Source organism: Cyanobacterium sp. Dongsha4, assembly GCF_036345015.1.
GTDB lineage: Bacteria > Cyanobacteriota > Cyanobacteriia > Cyanobacteriales > Cyanobacteriaceae > PCC-10605.
The window spans coordinates 3349135-3366534 of the sequence record NZ_CP084098.1 but is presented as its reverse complement, the minus strand read 5'-3'; the positions used below and the strand labels follow the sequence as shown (position 1 = coordinate 3366534).

Here is a 17400-nt window from a genome sequence, read left to right as displayed (position 1 = left end):
ATGTATTATAAATTATTGTAGGGTGGGCAATGCCCACCAAAACCTCACCTAAGCACTAAAATACTTAGCCACAGGATGATAACAGACGATCGCACTTGTGGACTGTTCGGGGTATATTTGTTCTGACTCATCCATGTACATACCAATCCGTTTAGCGTCTAGTAAATCTAATTGTACATACTGATCTTGCATATTCGGACAGGCTGGATAACCAAAACTATACCGTGAACCTTGATAATGTTGCTTAAAGATTTCTTTGATATTATCAGGCTCTAAATGTCCAAAACCCAACTCACGGCGAATCCTTGCATGACACCATTCCGCCATCGCCTCTGCGGTTTGTACCGCCATACCATGATAATAGAGATAGTTGGTATATTCATCATTGGCAAAGAGTTTTTGGGCGTATTCTGTGGCAATTTCTCCCACTGTCACCGCTTGGAGAGGGAAAACATCAATTATGCCAGAGTCTTTAGAGGCGAAAAAGTCCGCAATACACAACCTTTTACCAGCCTTTTGACGGGGAAATTCAAACTTGGCAATTTCTTCTTTCGCTTCTGGATTTTCAGGGTTATAAATATATAAAGTATTGCCCTCCGATTGGCAAGGAAAATAACCATAAACTAGAGTAGGATGTAATAAATTTTCTGCTTTAATTTTGGCTTTCCATTCCTCTAAAATAGGGTAAACTTTTTCTTGCAAAAACTCATCATACTCCTCTCTTGGTTGCCCTTGAGGTTTACGGAATTGCCATTGCCCTGCAAACAGTGCTTGTAAGTCTAAATACCAGAGAATTTCATCTAAATTAAGCTCATCAGGAGACATAATTTTTGTACCCCAAAAAGGAGGAGTCGGGCGTTCAATATTAGGATCAACTGCTTCACTTCTTCGGGTATCAATTTCAGTTATTTCTTGATTTTTGGACAGGCTAGAAGCCTGTTTTACGACTTCTCCAGATTCATCAAAATTACGACCTTTAAAAATACTATTTTCTTCGGCAAAATCTCCTAAAAATCCCTCAAAATCATCCCACTGATTGCTATGTTTAGAAGGCATTAATTTATCCATAAAATGCAAATCTGCAAAGGCATCTTTACCGTAAACCACTTTTCCTTTATAGGTTTTTTGACAGTCTTCATAGACAAATTTTGGAGTTAATGCAGCTCCCCCTAAGATAACAGGCACGGTAATTCCCTCTTGATTGAATGTCTCTAAATTGTCTTTCATGAAAGCTGTGGATTTTACTAATAAACCACTCATGGCGATACAATCTGCGTTCGATTCACGGTAGGCTTGAATAATGTTTTCTACGGGTTGTTTAATACCTAAATTAACCACTTTATAGCCGTTATTAGACAGAATAATATCGACTAAATTTTTGCCAATATCATGAACATCTCCTTTCACCGTAGCGATTAAAAATGTACCTTTTCCACTGCCATTTGTATCGGCTTTATCCATAAATGGTTCAAGAAAAGCAACGGCGGCTTTCATGGTTTGAGCAGATTGTAAAACGAAGGGTAATTGCATTTGTCCACTACCAAATAATTCCCCTACAACTTTCATCCCATCTAATAAAAAGACGTTGATAATATCTAAGGGAGGATACTTTTCTAAGGCAATATTTAAAGCATCTTCTAAGCCAATTCTTTCCCCTTCAATAATATGTTGTTTTAGTCTTTCTTCGATGGGTAAATCTGCTACATTTTTCTTATTACTTTTAGTGGTTTTACCCTCAAATAAGGTGGTTAATTTTCCTAATGGATCATAAGTACAAATATCACCGTCAAATTCTCTTAAATCATAAATTAAATCACGACATACTTTTAAGGCTTCTTCGTCTATTTTTGCCAATGGTAATATTTTACTAGCAGATACGATCGCACCGTCCATCCCAACTTGCATGGCTTCATGAAGAAACACGGAGTTTAACACCTGTCTCGCCGCAGGGTTCAAACCGAAGGAGATATTCGACACCCCTAACATAAAATGACATTCAGGGAACATTGCATGGATGCGTTGGATAGATTCGATCGTCGCTTTTCCGTTTTCCCTGTCTTCCTCAATCCCCGTAGAAATGGGCAAAGCAAGGGTATCAAAAAAGATTTCATGGGCGGGAATACCGAATTTCAGAGCATCATTATAGGCACGTTGGGCAATTTCTACCTTTTTATCCGCCGTGCGCGCCATACCATCCTCATCGATTGTACCAATAACCACCCCTGCACCATATTCCTTCGCCAATTCCAACACCTTGAAAAATCGTTCTTCTCCGTCTTCGTAGTTGGTAGAGTTGAGGATACATTTACCCCCTGCAACCTTTAAACCTGCCTCCATTTTTTGCCACTCGGTGGAGTCTAACATCAAGGGGAGAGTAACGTTATTCACCAGACGGGAAGCCAATTCGTGCATATCTTTTACCCCATCGCGCCCCACATAATCCACGTTAACATCGAGGATGTGCGCCCCTTCTTTTACTTGGGCTTTAGCGAGGGAAATTAAACCATCCCAATCTTCGGCATTGAGTAAATCACGGCATTTTTTCGAGCCACTGGCGTTGAGTCTTTCTCCCACAATTAAGAAAGAGTTATCCTGTTGATAGGGTTGAGTGGTGTAAATGGATGCCGCCGAAGGCTCATAATGATATTGTCTTTGTTTGGGTTTTAATGTACTAGCGATTTCTGCTAAGGCTCGAATATGCTCGTAACGGGTTCCACAACACCCGCCGATAATTTGAACCCCTAAGTCTTCGATGAAGTGCATTAACGCCATGCGTAGCTCAATGGGTGTCAAGCGGTAATGAGCTTGTCCACCGACATTTTCAGGTAATCCTGCATTCGGCACACAGGAGACAACAAAGGGAGAGTTTTCGCTCAAATATTTAATGTGGGGTTTCATCAAATCTGGACCTGTGGCACAATTTAGCCCCATAATATCGATAGGATAGCGCTCTAAAATGGCGAGGGCAGCGTTAATTTCCGTACCCACTAACATTGTACCCATTGTTTCCATCGTCACGGATACCATGAGGGGGAGTCTTTCTCCTTTTTCCGCAAATACTTCTTCAATGGCGTTGAGGGCGGCTTTGATTTGTAAGACATCCTGACAGGTTTCGACTAATAATAAGTCAACACCACCATCGTATAACCCTTGTACTTGGGTTACATAGGCGTTTTTGAGGGTGTCGTAGTCGATATGTCCTAGTGTTGGTAATTTTGTACCCGGTCCCATACTACCTGCCACGAAACGGGGTTTTTCAAGGGTTGAGTATTCATCGGCTAATCTTTTGGCAAGTTGGGCGGCGGTTTTGTTGAGATAATAGGAGCGATCTGCTAGGTCATATTCTGCTAAAACTAAGGGAGTGCCCCCAAAGGTGTCGGTTTCGATAACGTCTGCACCTGCTTCTAAGAAGCCTCGATGCACAGTTTCTACTGCTTCGGGTTTAGTATGGACTAAATACTCGTTACATCCTTCGTATTCTGCACCGCCAAAGTCTTCGGCTGTCAGGTTTTGCACTTGCAGATTTGTACCCATCGCACCATCAAATACTAGCACGGGGAGATCGCTGCTGTGTAGTCTTTCTAAAAATCGGCTTTTCATAGATGATTAAGATTATGAGAAGTTCTATAAAGTTATGTTAATTAACTACTTTAGCTTATTTAATGGCGATGATTTGATTATTTAATTCCCATTAATGCAATTTTTAAACAATCACAAATACCTTTCCAATCCCGTTCCGATAAATGACCAATATAAACTAAATTATTTGATGATGGTATAGTGACTAAAAAACTTCTAAATATCGATGGTACTTTTAACCCCGCACATGACCAATCTTGTAAAATATAATCTGTAACTCCTACATTTTTTGTCTGACTGGTAATCAATCCCATAATTACATCGGGGCGATTTTCATGATAGAGAGAAGAAGATACAATTACAGCAGGGCGACGTTTAATCCCTTTTACTCCCGGAAAGTCAACCGTGATAACATCTCCACTTTTAAATTCCATTTAGTAAATTTCCTCACGTTGATCATCAATATTTTGTAAAGAATAGTTCACAATATCTATTTGATCTTCTTGCGTCCAAATATCACTATAATTTACAAGGCTAATGTTTTTATTTGTTAAGTCGTTTAATATCATGGTTGCTAGTCTTAATCTTTCATCTAAGGGTAATATCTCTACAACTTCGCTATAAATTTCTTGAACTGTTTTACTCATAATGCCCAATGGTTATAACTTTGACCAATGATAACTTAATTTTAAGCAGTCAGGGTAGCAATAGTAAAAATATTACTATAATTTACGAGAGCTTCAACTAAGTAATGTTAATCTTTGATTTATTAACGAATCGATCGTTCCATTTACTCTAAATTTTGCAAATAGTCCCATTGTTAAATCCACCATTTCTTTTGATTTTGATACTACTTTTGTTTTTCTATGAAAGATTATCGGAATTATTTCTTTCTATGGCTACAGTTTCCCTTTTTGTAATCACATGATCAGCATCAGCATCTGGATGTTGAGATAATAACTCTTGGTACGGTTTCCAATTATCGGTACAGTAGACTGTTACATCCCATTTTAGTAATCTAATTAAAGGTTTTTTGAGGGTTTCACTATCACGGTTTTCCAATTCTCAGTCGATAAGTCTGTTAGTGTTACGGTCATAAGCTTTCCAGATCCATAACTTGTTTTTTTTGACTCTATAAAATGCCAAAGTTCATCTAGTTCCACAACTACCCCTTCGCAGGGTTCAGGCTTTTCATAATTTTCTAGTGCCAAAGCTCTAATCCAATTTAGAATAGTCTGAGCAGAAACATTAAGGAGCTTTGCGATCAAATTCATAGACATTCCACTGCAATACAGAATTACTGTTTCTAGTTTCATCCACATAGGTTTACCTCGCTCGATCTTATCAGTAGTGAACTGATAGTTACAGTGCTTACATTTAAACCTTTGTTGACCACGAGCAAAACCAAAACCGTTTTTGACAATTTTAGTATTATGATATCGAGAAAAAATTATCTCTTGATCAAATTTCATCTTTTCGGGGTTGTTTTTTTTAGACAATAATGATAAAATTTTGCAATAACTAGAATTAAAATAAAAGTCAGTTAGTAGGAGTCGTTATGTACGTTTGTATTTGTAATGGTGTAACAGAAAAAGATATTCATAAAGCCGTTGAAGGAGGTATTTGTTCACTAGACCAATTATCAGCAAAAACCTCTGTTACTAAGCATTGTGGCTGTTGTACAGAATATGCTTGTAAAGTGATTGAAGAAGCAATGGCTCAACGTCAAGTAAGATAGCAGAATTAAGGTAAGACAAAAAGAGCAAACTGTGAAAAATAATATAGGGAGAGCAAGATATACTTAACAGCAATTATCAAGTTTATTGAGAATAATTAAAGATTTTTCCAAAATAATTGTAACTCTTGCCAAATGTTATCCAGACAATTATTCAAACTGTGATCGCTATTTAGTTCGATTAAAGTAGCGTTATTATGTTTTTTGAGATAATCTCGACTAGATTGGATTGGTATAGTTTCATCGTTTATACCATGAAAAATAAGAGTGGGGATGGAATGATTAATTAACGACTCGTCGTAGGATAGTAAATCTGTCCAGAAATTATAGTTTAAAAACATTTGTTGTTTATAGCCATAGTGATAGATAGGAAAGAAACCGTCTTTTTGCCATTGAAGAAAAGCCTCTTGTGTTTGTAGATTTTTTAAGTGCAAGGCAAAGTTAAAAGCTGGTGCAAGAAGAATTAAGGCTTTAATTTTATCGGGATTGTTGTGGGCTACCCAGCTGGCAGTTAAACCTCCAAAGCTAGAACCAATTAAAATAAATTGTGGATGTATTCTTTGCCCTTCCAAAGATTCTTGTTTATCTATAATTACTTTTGTTACCTGATTAATTTGCCGAGAAAGAGATAAATTAGTGAAATCAGGTTGATTAAAATCCATAATTGTGAGGGGAGTATTGATTTGTTGATACCTTTGTTGAAAATAAAGGGCTTTGGTGGAATTAGGGCTAGATGCAAAACCGTGTAAATATAAATGTAGATAATTACTCATAAAAATTAGAGAGTTTTGATAATTGATAAGGAATACGGAATAATGAATTGTTAATAGTAAATATAAATGGAAAGTATTAGTTGGGGAAAGAAGAATTATGGCAAACAAAATGCAATGGATTAATGCTTTATCGATAAATCCTTCTTTAGAAAAGGCGATTGATGAAGTAGTAGAGAAGATTAAGAGTAAATTTGATGGTAATGCTGATTTAGGTATAATTTTCATTTCCTCGGCTTTTGCTAGTGATTATCCCCGTTTAATGCCGATACTGTTAGATAAACTACCTTTGCCCTGTGTGATTGGTTGTGGGGGAGGGGGCATTGTGGGCATGAAAAATGATTATCAACCTCAAGAAATAGAAGGAAATCCCGCTTTAAGTTTAACGGTTGCTAGTTTGCCTGATGTTGAAATTACTCCTTTTCATATTATTCCTGATGATTTACCAGATTTAGATAGTCCTCCTTCGGCTTGGTGGAGTATGATCGGAGTAGAAATGCAAAAAGAGCCTCATTTTATTCTTTTATCTGACCCTTTTTCAGCGAAAATTAATGAATTATTGGAAGGAGTGGATTTTGCTTATCCGGGGGCGGTAAAAATTGGTGGTTTAGCCAGTACCAGTACTATGGGAGTTGGAAGTGGTTTATTCTATTATGATGGCTCTAATTCTGATCAATTATTTCGCACCGAAGGCACAGTAGGTATTGCATTGACGGGGAATATCCAAGTAGAATCTATTGTTGCTCAGGGTTGCCGTGCTATTGGTGAAACTTATCAGGTAACAAAAGGACAAAGGAATGTTATTTTAGAGATGAGTGATAAAGAAGGAAAAATAGATAGTCCGTTAAATTTACTGCGAGAATTGATTAATAGTTTGAGTGGAGAGGATCAAGAATTAGCTCAATATGCTTTATTTATGGGCATTGCAAGAGATGAGTTTAAGTTGGAGTTGGGAGCTGGAGATTTTTTAATTCGTAATTTGGTTGGAGTTGATCCTAAATATGGTGCGATCGCAGTTGGAGATAGAATTAGAACAGGACAAAGAATCAAATTTCATTTAAGAGATGCCAAAGCCTCTGCTGACGATTTAGAAACGTTACTAGCTACTTATTACAATAATAAACAATCTTTAGATCAAACCATTGGTGCGTTAATGTTTTCCTGCTTAGGTAGAGGAGAAGGGTTATATGGCAAACCTAATTTTGATTCTCAATTGTTTCTTGACTATGTAACTGATATTCCCATTGCAGGTTTCTTTTGTAACGGAGAAATAGGCCCAGTAGCAGGTAACACTTTTTTACATGGTTATACTTCCGTTTTTGGTATTTTCTCTTCCAAAGATACTGTAATTGATTAACCTCAGTATAATGACAAGAATATTTAATTGAGGTAGGTTTAAGGTATTAGAGTATTGGAGTGAATTAGGGGCTTAGGGTGTTAGAGAGAAATAAGGTATTGGGGTATTGGGGGGAAATTTCTTTTTCATTTTAACTCCTAACTCCGAACTCAAATGATTGCTTTTTTGCCATCACTCATAAATGAAAATTTATCCCAAACTCAGGTTAGTTTAGATTGGTAATACTCTTATTTTTTTCTGCTACTTCTGTTCAAACGCTCATATTCTTCTAAAACTTTACCAGTGCCGTAAACAACGCATTTGAGAGGATTTTGAGCAACATGAGTAATAATACCCGTTTCATTTGCAATTAAACTATCTAAACCTCTAAGTAATGCTCCCCCTCCCGCTAACATAATTCCTCTATCAATAATATCCCCTGCCAATTCAGGTGGTGTTTGCTCTAAAGTTTTCTTAATAGCATCAATAATTAAACTAACAGTGTCTGCAATACATTCTCGGATTTCTTCTGTCGTTACATTAACAGTTTTGGGAAGCCCTGAAACCACATTCAAACCTCTAATTTCCATCCCTTGAGGCTCATCATCCATTGGATAAGCAGAACCTATTTCTATTTTTACTTGTTCTGCACTGCGTTCTCCTACAATAACATTATAATTTCTTTTCAAATGACGTTTAATGGATTCAGTTATTTCATCCCCTGCAACCCTTACCGAGTCACTTAAAACAATTCCCTGTAAACTTAACACCGCAACATCAGTTGTACCGCCACCAATATCAACAATCATACTTCCTACAGGTTCATCCACAGGTAAACCCGCCCCAATGGCCGCCGCTACGGGTTCATCAATAAATTCTATATTATCGATCGCACCTGATGCCTCCATTGCTTCTTCGATCGCCCTTCTCTCTACAGTTGTAATTCCACTAGGAACACCAATAATAATACGGGAACGAGTCAGATTAGTATTACCTCTAACTTTTTTGATAAACTCTCGTAACATCATTTCTGTTTCTTTCACATCAGTAATAACACCATCTTTCAGAGGACGAATAGTACGGACATTTTTAGGGGTGCGTCCTAACATTCTTTGGGCTTCCTTCCCCACGGCAATGGCTTCTTTTTTATCTTCATCAATAGCAATCACTGATGGCTCATCCAAAACAATATCTTTCCCCGGCATATAAATTAAGGTATTAGCCGTACCTAAATCAATACCCATATCTTGGGACTCAGAAAAAAATTCAAATAAACCCATTAATACTACCTCAAATGATTCTTTATAAAAACTTTACATAATCACATTATCTTAATTCACTTCTTTTCTTTTTGGTAGCTAAACAAATGACTAATCATGTTTTATCAATTCAAGAGCATGATTTACAATTTTTCATAAAAATTGACCACTTACTATTCTTTAAATAGTCTAGTAATATGAATGAGAATATAAAAAAACTAAATTATTTCCTTGAGAATGACCAAAAAATTCTCCACTTATAAATTATTATTATCTTCCACCTATATCCTGATAGTATTTTCTGTAGTTTTTGCCCTTGCTGAGAAAGGAAATTGCCAAACAACAACAGAAACATCTTCTCAAAAAGAAAAACAAGATTCTCAAAACTCCGTAGAGACTGGACAAAAACAATTATATATTGACCCTAATTATCGTATTCCTCCAAGAATCGTACCAAAAGAGAAAGTAAGTCAAGAAACCACTTCTTTTTCTCTTAATGGTATTGCCGTAAGCCATCTGACAGAGTGGCAAATTCTCGGTGGTAGCACTTTCGGAGATAACATAAATTATCAACCTTCTTTCAACAGCATTTTTACCTTATCTTCTCAAGTAGAGGAGAGTTTGAGTAACGACAATATTTTTGTGCGTAAATACACTGGCTCTTACCTTCAAGCTAGAACCATTAGAAGTAAAAAAACCATTACCACTACAACAAAGATACCTCAAACGTTACTAGGGTTTCAACTACAATTAAGTTTTACAGGAGATTGTGACTTATTTTACCTTGGTTCAAACACCACAGATCAATGTACTTTAACCCCCGGTGTTGTTATTGACAAAGAAGATAACATAAATCCTGAAACCCTTTTTCCTAAAAGTATTTCCCAAACAAGTCGAGTTGGAACAGTAATTTCTCAAGAAAATTTAAACTTTATTCGTCAACCCGGCTTCCAAAGAGGTATAGAGGGACAAGAAATCGGTATAGATTTATATATTCCCAATGCGGGGGCTGTGTTTGGTAATTCTATCAGTCGTCAAACAACTATTCGTCGGCAAGAAGAAATTGACGTATTACCAGCAGGGTCTTTTTCTACTATTGAACAAATTGTTAAAGTTAACCATGAAAAAGCTGTTTTAGGACGTACTGTTAGGGGTATCCCTATTATTCCTGAAGGAGAAGAACCTTGGCTTTACACTCTCTCATCAGGGGCGAGTTTTCTTTTGCCAACCATAGATCCAAAATTAGAAGGTAGTGATAAACCTGTTGATCCTCGTGCCAATCGTAATCTATTCTTAGCCAGTAATAATGCTCGTTTACCTCCTGCCAGTTTTGTCGTGTATCAAATTGGAGTGGGAGAAGCGGATACCCCGAAGTCAGAGGTAGAAGAATTGAGTCAGTTACCTTCTGCTATGTATAACAGCATTTGGTTTGGTTTTTCTCCTGATGTACGAATTTCTCTCCATAATCGTTCTTACCTAGAAATTCTTGGTTCGGAAAGGCTAATTGAAAGTGCAGGAGGGGAAGGAGGTGTAGCTGATTTTAGTAATATCAATTCTATTGTTAGTTTTAGCAACCAAATTATTAATCCTGATGATTTAAGTCGATTTTATGTTCAAGCTTATGCCCGTTTTTTTACCACAGAGGTAAATGCGATTAATCAGACTATTGTTGATGAGGATACTATTTATGCTCCTCATATTAGTTTTACGGGAAACTTGACTTATACAGATAGGGTTTTTCGCTATTACTTAGGAACTATTTTTAGTGATGATGTTAGATCTTACTTGGGTGCTGACTATAATCAGAATCTCTCCAATGATCTTGATTTGAATATAGGCGCGATCGGTTATATTAATCCGAATCGAGAATATTACAGTCAAACATGGGGGAGTATAACTAAGAATTTTCCCTTAAGTGATAATCAGAATTTTACTTTAGTAGGTCGTTTTAATTATGCAATAGATCGACCGGTTCAAGCGAGTAATTTTGCAGAGGCTATATTTCCTTCTTTAGCTAGTTTTTTAATATTAGAAGGTCAATATAATTGGGATTGGTTTTCTTTGAGAATTGGAAATAACTTTGGTAGTGTTTTACCTAATTCTTTAAAAAATCAACTGTTTATAGGAACTACGTTAAATATTAGTCCATTTGTCAATTTGTCTGGTTATTTTGCCCCTATTGATGAAAACTCATCAAGTATAAAAGCTAGTGCAGGAATTAATTTTCGCCTTGGGCAGAACTTTAATAGTCCATTTTTAAGTTTTAATTGGAGTCAATACCGTTACGATTTTGGTACGACTCCTCAAGGAGATGATTTAATTCAAAAAGATGATGTTTTCCAAGTATTAATTCGTTTTGGAGGATAAGTAAATCTGACACAAAAAGTAATTGTTAAACTTTATAAAAACTTTATAAAAACTTTAAATAACATTTTGAATTTTTTTGTATAATCTAGTTAAAACAATCTAGGAAAATTTCACTAAAAAATAATGAAAAAATTACTTAAGTATGGCTCATTGGCTGTTGCTGGAGTAACGGCACTAAGTTTACCTATATTGATGAATCAGAATTCTGCACAAGCAGGACAAGGTGGTTTAGCGGCGGCTGTTTCATTTACGGTAGATAGTAACCAAAATGTTAATGGTGTTGCGGCGGCTGTTGGTATTGGTAAAACCGATGCAGCCGCATCTGCCTTTTTTGAAACTGATGGTAGCACTTTTAACGGTTCTGCGGCTGCTTTAGGTTCTAGTAGCCCTATTACTATTGATGAAATTAATGCTATTGATATTAACTTTATAGAATCTTCCGGTGACAGAGGCGATCGCGATTTAGATACTGCCCAAGAAAATGAAATTGATGGTTTAGCTTTAATTGCTAGTAACGGAGATCTTATTGGTGGTGGTGTAATCACCTTTGGTTCTGTCATTGATGCTTTCACTGGTGGCGGTGTATTGCCTCCTAACTAGATTGTAAGCTATCTATAAGTTTTTATTCTTTAGGTGAAGGTGTTTTTGAATAAGACTTTTACTTAAATTACCCTAAATTACGGATAAGTTAAATAAAATCATAACAAATAATTAGTTTTATTTATATAAACTATTACCTCTCAAGCAGAACAGTGTAAGATTTCTCCCTGTTTTCCTTGGGGGGCTTTTTTCTGTCAACATGGGAAAAAAACAATTTACAGTGTTTTGGGAAAAAGACTATTACGCAACTTGTAAAGGAATAAAAATGGGTGCAAACATTTAACTACATTGACAAAAACTGTTTTTCCATAACCTCTAGTTATTAATGTTTCTAACCTGAGTTTTGGTTAAGCAGATTGAGGTAAAATCCATTCTAAGGGAAGGTGGGGCTTCTTTGGTTGATGACAATATGCGATTAACCCACATAATATATTGACACAGAAATTTATTGGTGAACGATGACGAGAATGTTCTATTTGTGATATGTTTTTGAGCTGATCATTGATTGTTTCGACAATCGCTCGTTTCCGAGATAAAAGTTTGTCATGAAGTCTCATTAATTTGTTCTTCATATTGCGTCTGGGTTTGGCAAAAAACTCAATACCAAAATCTTTCAGTAGCTTTGTGGCTAATTTTTGTGAGACATAACCTCTATCACCAAAAACTTTTCCCCAAAGCTCTTTTAAAAGATCGACTACAGGTTTACGGTCATCGACATTACCTGGGGTTAAACTCATATTCACAATTTCCCCCAGTTCATTGACTACCAGATGGAGTTTAAAACCAAAAAACCAATCCACAGAGGTTTTGCCTCTTTGAGCTAAATTTTTAAATACTTTATGTTGGCGAATACGGCGATTATGACAAACTTGGATCTTAGTAGAATCAATAAAACTAATTCCGGTACAGTTACCAAAACAGTGCTTGAGGTAAACACACAAGGGAATAATCGTTGATGGAATCCATTGGACAAAACGTTGATAACTGGGAAGTTTGGGAAAAGCAGAAGTCCAATATTGTTGAACGTGATTAAGATAAAAATGTTTGAAATTACGGTAATGATTTTGGTGAAAAGCAATGAGAATAGTCATAATTTCACTTAAACACAGACTTTTAGTACGAACACGTTGGACAGCACCATGAGAGATAAGTTTTTGTTGCCATTGAGGCTCAAATTGTTGGCAGAAATCATCGACATGACAAAATAAATAATCTAAATTAAACATAGGGCAGTAGTTAGTTGATGGTTTGTTATATTCAGCTTACTATCTGCCTGTTTTCTTATCCAAAACTGAGGTTAAGTTAACCTGATTCATAGGAGGATTTGTGTGATTTTTTGTTAACTTCTATCAAACCTCCTACCTTCCCACATTGCAACCCCTTTCTTTATTTTTTTGTCCTGTACTGAGATCAAGTCCATTTAGTCAAATTATGCAGTAGTAGGAAAAAAATATTTTTGTCTTAACAATTTGCAATATAATGTCTTATTTTTTTGTTTTATGATACAAACAATGACAACACTAAATGAAAGTCATGTCCTACAACTTTAGTCTATCAACCTTAGAGAAAGAATTAGAAGCTATTTGCATTCCCCGTCATCCCGTCTGGAATAATTGGGGTTATCACAAAGTACAGGAATATTTATATAAAAATCCTTGTAAAAGTCAAATAAAGTTACTTGATAAAATAAAATCTGAGAGAGAACAATTAAAAATTTTATTAGAAAATCTACACTGTTCTGGTTATGAAATTTCTTTTCAGCATAAAAAAGATGAGGATAAAATTAATAAAGGAACTTTAAGAATTACAAAAAGAGTTGAAGACGAGAATATCCATTATGGATATATTAATCAAGATACATTAGAAGAAAATAGTCTTTTTGGTTATTGCTTGGGATTTAAGTCAGATAAATGCCCTGATAATTTCTCTAATCAAATATATGGATTTTCTCAAGATAAGGAATTGTATCTTATTACAATAGAAGGAAGTGATCAAGGTTGGTATCTTGTTGAGGGAAAAAGAAAGGATGATAAAGATAAACGTTATGTTCTTATTACCTCCATTGAGTTAGCACATAAAATATTTAATCTATCAAATTAGGGTGCGATCATATTTTTTTTCTGAAGGAGTGCGAACCGCAAAGCGGCATCTTCGATGAGCGCATCTTAAAATAATTTTTACTTTATAATCATGATTAAAATTTATCTTGATGTCTGCTGTCTAAATCGTCCTTTTGATGATTGGAGTTATGAAAGAAATCGTTTAGAAGGAGAATCTGTAACTTCAATTCTTCAACTTTTTAATTCTGAGCAATATAAATTAGTTAGTAGTGAAGTAGTTGAAGTTGAACTTAGAAAAATGAAAAACCTTGATAAATTAAAACAAATAAAAAACCTGCTAAAAAAAGCAGACCATACCATAATCTTAAATCAAGAAATTGACGCTCGATCTCAAGAATTAGAAAAACTAGGCTTTGGATTATATGATTCTTTTCATATTGCTAGTGCTGAATATGCTATGGTAGATGTGCTATTAACAACCGATGATAGATTACTCAAAAAAGCATTAAAATACCAGGATTTATTAAAAGTTAAATTGGACAATCCAGTTATTTGGTTAATGAATAATATTTTATTAAAAGGAGATTAAAAAATGATTCCAACTGAATTAAAACAAAAAGGTTATCAAGTATTAGTAAAAGAATTAGGACAAGTTGACACCATTCGTTTTTTACAAGAAATGGGTTGGGGAAATGGTGATTATACAAAAGAGCGTCAAGATACATTAAAAAATACTACTAGAGCAGAATTTTGGTGTGAAATTGAAGAAATGAGAAAAGAACAAAAACCAACATAATTTATATTAAATTAATAGAGTGCGATCAATTAGTTATAGAAATCCTAAATCATTCATGAGAAACTTAAAATAAGTTCCCCCTTTGTTTAAACAGGGTGTTTTCATTCTCAAAAATGTTAATTTCTGAAACTAATAAATACTGCTATATACAGAGCTTTTTAACTATTAATTAATCAATTATAAAAAAAATAATATTTTTCAGCCAAATTGGGTTAAATTTATTTAACGAGAGCTATTAGCAATGAAATTGATTTCATTGCGGGGTAAGGGTTTCATCCCATAACTCGCTTTGCAATAAATTGACAAAGCTAATAGATAACGTTCAATGAATTGAACTAATAAAATATAATTTTACGCCGACTTTGTTTAAGGGGGGTTAGGGTATTCTCTTTTTAGATGAGTTAAATATGGCACCGCCTACCATGCAGGGAGTGGCACAACAGTTAATTTTAGATCGGAAAGTAGGGGCTTATGAAGTGCCTGAAGGGTGGTTTATTTGGGCGGCAGGTAATCGTAAAGAAGATAGAGCGAGTATATTTGAAATGCCCTCTCCTTTAGCTAATCGTTTTCTACATTTGGAGGTAACTGTTGATTTTGATAGTTTTAAAGCCTACGCCCTGACAAATAACTTTCATGAACAAATTATCGCTTTTCTCAGCTACCGTAGCGAATTATTACATAAACTAGATATTCAAAGTCATGCTTGGGCTTCTCCTCGCACATGGGAAATGGCGAGTAAGTTACACTCTAATCAAATAGATATTACTCCTGCGGTGGGAGAGGGTGCAAGTGCAGAGTTTAATGCTTTTGTGGCGTTATATCAAAATTTACCTGATATTGACGGGATTTTAAAGGGTAAAGGAGAAAAAATCGACTTTCCCACAGAAGCATCTACCCGTTACGCTACTGCCATCGCCCTTGCTATTAGGGGGAAAAATGCCGATGAAGCGTTAAATGGTTTTCGCTGGTTGATTGATAAGGCAGGTAATGAATGGATACAGTTATTTGCTGTGGATTTAATGAGAATAATGAGGGAAAAAGGACAATTAGGAGCTTTAAGTAAGCTAATAAAAACGGAAAAACAATTACAAACTTTTTTCAAGGATTTTCAAAATATTATCGGTATTCTCTAATTTTTAGTTGTATATATTATGAGTGAGATCGAGCAAAGTGAACAATTAATTAGTCATAGCAGATTAAGAATGAGGGTAAAATCCCCCTTTTTTGCTACTTTAGCCCTATTTGCCCAGTTTAAAGCTAGTTATGCCATTGATACCGCCGCTACAGATGGTAAAACAGTTTTTTATCATCCCGAATATTTAATTTCTTTACCGACAGCACAGCAAGATGGTTTAATTTTACATGAAATCTTGCACATGGCTTTATTCCATACTATTCGCCGACACCATCGAGAATGTCAGTTATGGAATATTGCTTGTGATATAGTGGTTAACGGTTTAATCGCTGAGGATAAAAATTATGAATTACCCCCCAATGGAATCCGTAAACCTGAATGGGAAACTAAAAGCGTTGAGGAGATTTACGAATTACTCTTACAACAGCCTGATGAATCTAAACCTAGTCTGTTAATACCAGATTTACTTAATCAACCTCTTTGTGATTCTGACGACGAGGAGAATAATCAACCAGAAACTACTAATAAATCTGCTAATAATAAGAAGAATAATCCTCAAAAAACTATTAATAAATCTGCTAATAATCAGCAGGAAACCATCGATAAATCTCCTGATAATAAGGATAATAATCAGCAAGAAATCATTGATGAATCTCCTAAAAATGGTAATCAGACTCGAAGTAAAGACAAATTTTCAGCAAATAATGATATTAATTTAGAGATAGAATTAACAGGTTCAATCCAAGAACATAAACAAGGGGAATTAAAAGCCTATTGGCAGAATGCCATGCAACAAGCGAATATCGTTGCTCGAACCACTAATCAAGGTAAATTACCAGCAGGGATGGAAAGGCAGTTCAAAGAATTACAATCAGCACAAATCGATTGGCGTACTTATCTTTGGCGGTATTTAGTGCAAACTCCGACGGATTTTCAAGGGTTCGATCGCCGTTTTATCTCTCATGGTTTATATTTAGATACTTTAGCAGGGGAATCAGTGCAAGTATATGTTTGCATTGATACTAGCGGTTCAATATCAGATCATCAGATGAATTTATTTTGTAGTGAACTACAGGGAATATTAGGAGCATATCCTCATCTCCAATGCCAATTATACTATGCCGATGCTAACATTTATGGAGGTTATGAACTAAAAGCTAACGATGACATTCCCAAACCCATTGGCGGTGGTGGCACATCATTTATTCCCTTTTTTGAACAAGTAGAAAAAACCAGAGACTTATGTTTACAAGGAGTTTGTGTTTATTTAACAGACGGTTATGGAGATTTTCCCAGAGATAAACCAAGTTTACCCGTTTTATGGGTAGTTGTGCCGGGGGGATTAGATATGGATAAATTTCCCTTTGGAGAAGTAGTTAAGATTTACTAGAGAATATTTATGGGATAATTAATTTATAAAGATTATAAAGGTTAGAAAAACTATAGTTTATGATGACTGTCAACTTAAGCCAGAATATCGAAAGTCGTTATAGAGTTTTAGCAATGGAGTCGGGGCAAAAAGAAGATGATTTATTACAAGAAGCAATTATTTCTTATTTAGAAGATTTAGAAGATGTCAGAGATGCACAATACCGCTTAGATAATCCCGAATTTTATATAACCCTTGATGAATGGAAGAAAAGTCTTGACTTGGAAGATTCGCATTGATTCACGGGCGGGGAAGGAATTAAAAACACTGGATAAATTAGCACAAAAAAAGATAATTCTTTACATGACTAAAATTAATAAAAGTTCGTAATTTT

Annotated in this window: 16 protein-coding genes and 1 pseudogene; 10 read left to right on the top strand and 7 right to left on the bottom strand. The window is 35.4% G+C overall.

All coding sequences use genetic code 11. From position 1 onward, the window contains the following. Positions 1–48: 48 nt before the first annotated feature. From metH to Dongsha4_RS14435, 4 genes and pseudogenes are all read right to left on the bottom strand, one after another. On the bottom strand, positions 49–3600 hold the full coding sequence (metH, locus tag Dongsha4_RS14450; protein WP_330203032.1) for a methionine synthase: 3552 nt from the start codon (positions 3598–3600) through the stop codon (positions 49–51). A 77-nt stretch (positions 3601–3677) separates the two neighbouring features. Beyond that, positions 3678–4013, bottom strand: a complete 336-nt coding sequence (locus tag Dongsha4_RS14445) for a type II toxin-antitoxin system PemK/MazF family toxin (protein ID WP_330203031.1) — start codon at positions 4011–4013, stop codon at positions 3678–3680. Continuing rightward, positions 4014–4226, bottom strand: a complete 213-nt coding sequence (locus tag Dongsha4_RS14440) for a hypothetical protein (RefSeq protein ID WP_330203030.1) — start codon at positions 4224–4226, stop codon at positions 4014–4016. It lies immediately after the preceding gene. A gap of 93 nt (positions 4227–4319) precedes the next feature. Continuing rightward, positions 4320–5051 (bottom strand): annotated as a pseudogene (locus Dongsha4_RS14435) (IS1 family transposase). A gap of 86 nt (positions 5052–5137) precedes the next feature. Between Dongsha4_RS14435 and Dongsha4_RS14430 the strand changes: the two are divergent. After that, positions 5138–5317: a (2Fe-2S)-binding protein gene (locus Dongsha4_RS14430; protein WP_015221144.1), complete on the top strand. Its 180-nt coding sequence runs from the start codon at positions 5138–5140 to the stop codon at positions 5315–5317. Between the two features lie 95 nt (positions 5318–5412). Here the strand turns inward: Dongsha4_RS14430 and Dongsha4_RS14425 are convergent, their stop codons facing one another. Next, positions 5413–6087 carry a YqiA/YcfP family alpha/beta fold hydrolase gene (locus tag Dongsha4_RS14425; protein ID WP_330203029.1) on the bottom strand — a complete coding sequence of 225 codons (675 nt, stop codon included), beginning with the start codon at positions 6085–6087 and terminating at the stop codon, positions 5413–5415. Positions 6088–6184: 97 nt separating this feature from the next. Here Dongsha4_RS14425 and Dongsha4_RS14420 point away from each other — a divergent pair, with 97 nt between their 5' ends. Next, positions 6185–7441, top strand: a complete 1257-nt coding sequence (locus Dongsha4_RS14420; protein ID WP_330203028.1) for an FIST signal transduction protein — start codon at positions 6185–6187, stop codon at positions 7439–7441. Positions 7442–7668: 227 nt separating this feature from the next. Here Dongsha4_RS14420 and Dongsha4_RS14415 read toward each other — a convergent pair whose 3' ends face one another. After that, the gene (locus Dongsha4_RS14415; RefSeq protein WP_330203027.1) at positions 7669–8700 is read right to left on the bottom strand and encodes a rod shape-determining protein; all 1032 of its coding nucleotides are present in this window, start codon (positions 8698–8700) and stop codon (positions 7669–7671) included. A gap of 216 nt (positions 8701–8916) precedes the next feature. Between Dongsha4_RS14415 and Dongsha4_RS14410 the strand changes: the two genes are divergently transcribed. Further along, positions 8917–11046: a hypothetical protein gene (locus Dongsha4_RS14410; protein WP_330203026.1), complete on the top strand. Its 2130-nt coding sequence runs from the start codon at positions 8917–8919 to the stop codon at positions 11044–11046. Between the two features lie 123 nt (positions 11047–11169). After that, on the top strand, positions 11170–11646 hold the full coding sequence (locus Dongsha4_RS14405) for a hypothetical protein (protein ID WP_330203025.1): 477 nt from the start codon (positions 11170–11172) through the stop codon (positions 11644–11646). 347 nt (positions 11647–11993) lie between these two features. Here the strand turns inward: Dongsha4_RS14405 and Dongsha4_RS14400 are convergent, their stop codons facing one another. Further along, positions 11994–12872, bottom strand: coding sequence for an IS982 family transposase (locus Dongsha4_RS14400; RefSeq protein ID WP_330203024.1), 879 nt, complete (start codon positions 12870–12872; stop codon positions 11994–11996). A gap of 307 nt (positions 12873–13179) precedes the next feature. Between Dongsha4_RS14400 and Dongsha4_RS14395 the strand changes: the two genes are divergently transcribed. The 6 genes from Dongsha4_RS14395 (at position 13180) to Dongsha4_RS14370 (ending at position 17305) form a co-directional block, all read left to right on the top strand. Continuing rightward, entirely contained in the window at positions 13180–13746 is a 567-nt protein-coding gene (locus Dongsha4_RS14395) for a hypothetical protein (protein WP_330203023.1), read from the top strand. Positions 13747–13836: 90 nt separating this feature from the next. Further along, the gene (locus Dongsha4_RS14390) at positions 13837–14295 is read left to right on the top strand and encodes a PIN domain-containing protein (RefSeq protein ID WP_015220421.1); all 459 of its coding nucleotides are present in this window, start codon (positions 13837–13839) and stop codon (positions 14293–14295) included. 3 nt (positions 14296–14298) lie between these two features. Next, positions 14299–14502, top strand: coding sequence for a hypothetical protein (locus Dongsha4_RS14385; RefSeq protein WP_015220422.1), 204 nt, complete (start codon positions 14299–14301; stop codon positions 14500–14502). A 407-nt stretch (positions 14503–14909) separates the two neighbouring features. Further along, complete coding sequence (locus Dongsha4_RS14380) at positions 14910–15635, top strand: ATPase (RefSeq protein ID WP_330203022.1); 726 nt, start codon at positions 14910–14912, stop codon at positions 15633–15635. Between the two features lie 18 nt (positions 15636–15653). Continuing rightward, positions 15654–17027: a vWA domain-containing protein gene (locus tag Dongsha4_RS14375; protein WP_330203021.1), complete on the top strand. Its 1374-nt coding sequence runs from the start codon at positions 15654–15656 to the stop codon at positions 17025–17027. Positions 17028–17086: 59 nt separating this feature from the next. Continuing rightward, on the top strand, positions 17087–17305 hold the full coding sequence (locus Dongsha4_RS14370) for a CopG family transcriptional regulator (RefSeq protein WP_330203020.1): 219 nt from the start codon (positions 17087–17089) through the stop codon (positions 17303–17305). Positions 17306–17400 lie beyond the last annotated feature (95 nt).

Coding starts and splice junctions, on each gene's coding strand:
- Dongsha4_RS14400 (WP_330203024.1), bottom strand. CDS start 12,872: ATGTTTAATTTAGATTATTTATTTTGTCATGTCGATGATTTCTGCCAA.
- Dongsha4_RS14445 (WP_330203031.1), bottom strand. CDS start 4,013: ATGGAATTTAAAAGTGGAGATGTTATCACGGTTGACTTTCCGGGAGTA.
- Dongsha4_RS14430 (WP_015221144.1), top strand. CDS start 5,138: ATGTACGTTTGTATTTGTAATGGTGTAACAGAAAAAGATATTCATAAA.
- Dongsha4_RS14425 (WP_330203029.1), bottom strand. CDS start 6,087: ATGAGTAATTATCTACATTTATATTTACACGGTTTTGCATCTAGCCCT.
- Dongsha4_RS14395 (WP_330203023.1), top strand. CDS start 13,180: ATGTCCTACAACTTTAGTCTATCAACCTTAGAGAAAGAATTAGAAGCT.
- Dongsha4_RS14390 (WP_015220421.1), top strand. CDS start 13,837: ATGATTAAAATTTATCTTGATGTCTGCTGTCTAAATCGTCCTTTTGAT.
- Dongsha4_RS14405 (WP_330203025.1), top strand. CDS start 11,170: ATGAAAAAATTACTTAAGTATGGCTCATTGGCTGTTGCTGGAGTAACG.
- Dongsha4_RS14380 (WP_330203022.1), top strand. CDS start 14,910: ATGGCACCGCCTACCATGCAGGGAGTGGCACAACAGTTAATTTTAGAT.
- Dongsha4_RS14410 (WP_330203026.1), top strand. CDS start 8,917: ATGACCAAAAAATTCTCCACTTATAAATTATTATTATCTTCCACCTAT.
- Dongsha4_RS14440 (WP_330203030.1), bottom strand. CDS start 4,226: ATGAGTAAAACAGTTCAAGAAATTTATAGCGAAGTTGTAGAGATATTA.
- Dongsha4_RS14385 (WP_015220422.1), top strand. CDS start 14,299: ATGATTCCAACTGAATTAAAACAAAAAGGTTATCAAGTATTAGTAAAA.
- Dongsha4_RS14415 (WP_330203027.1), bottom strand. CDS start 8,700: ATGGGTTTATTTGAATTTTTTTCTGAGTCCCAAGATATGGGTATTGAT.
- Dongsha4_RS14375 (WP_330203021.1), top strand. CDS start 15,654: ATGAGTGAGATCGAGCAAAGTGAACAATTAATTAGTCATAGCAGATTA.
- Dongsha4_RS14420 (WP_330203028.1), top strand. CDS start 6,185: ATGGCAAACAAAATGCAATGGATTAATGCTTTATCGATAAATCCTTCT.
- metH (WP_330203032.1), bottom strand. CDS start 3,600: ATGAAAAGCCGATTTTTAGAAAGACTACACAGCAGCGATCTCCCCGTG.
- Dongsha4_RS14370 (WP_330203020.1), top strand. CDS start 17,087: ATGATGACTGTCAACTTAAGCCAGAATATCGAAAGTCGTTATAGAGTT.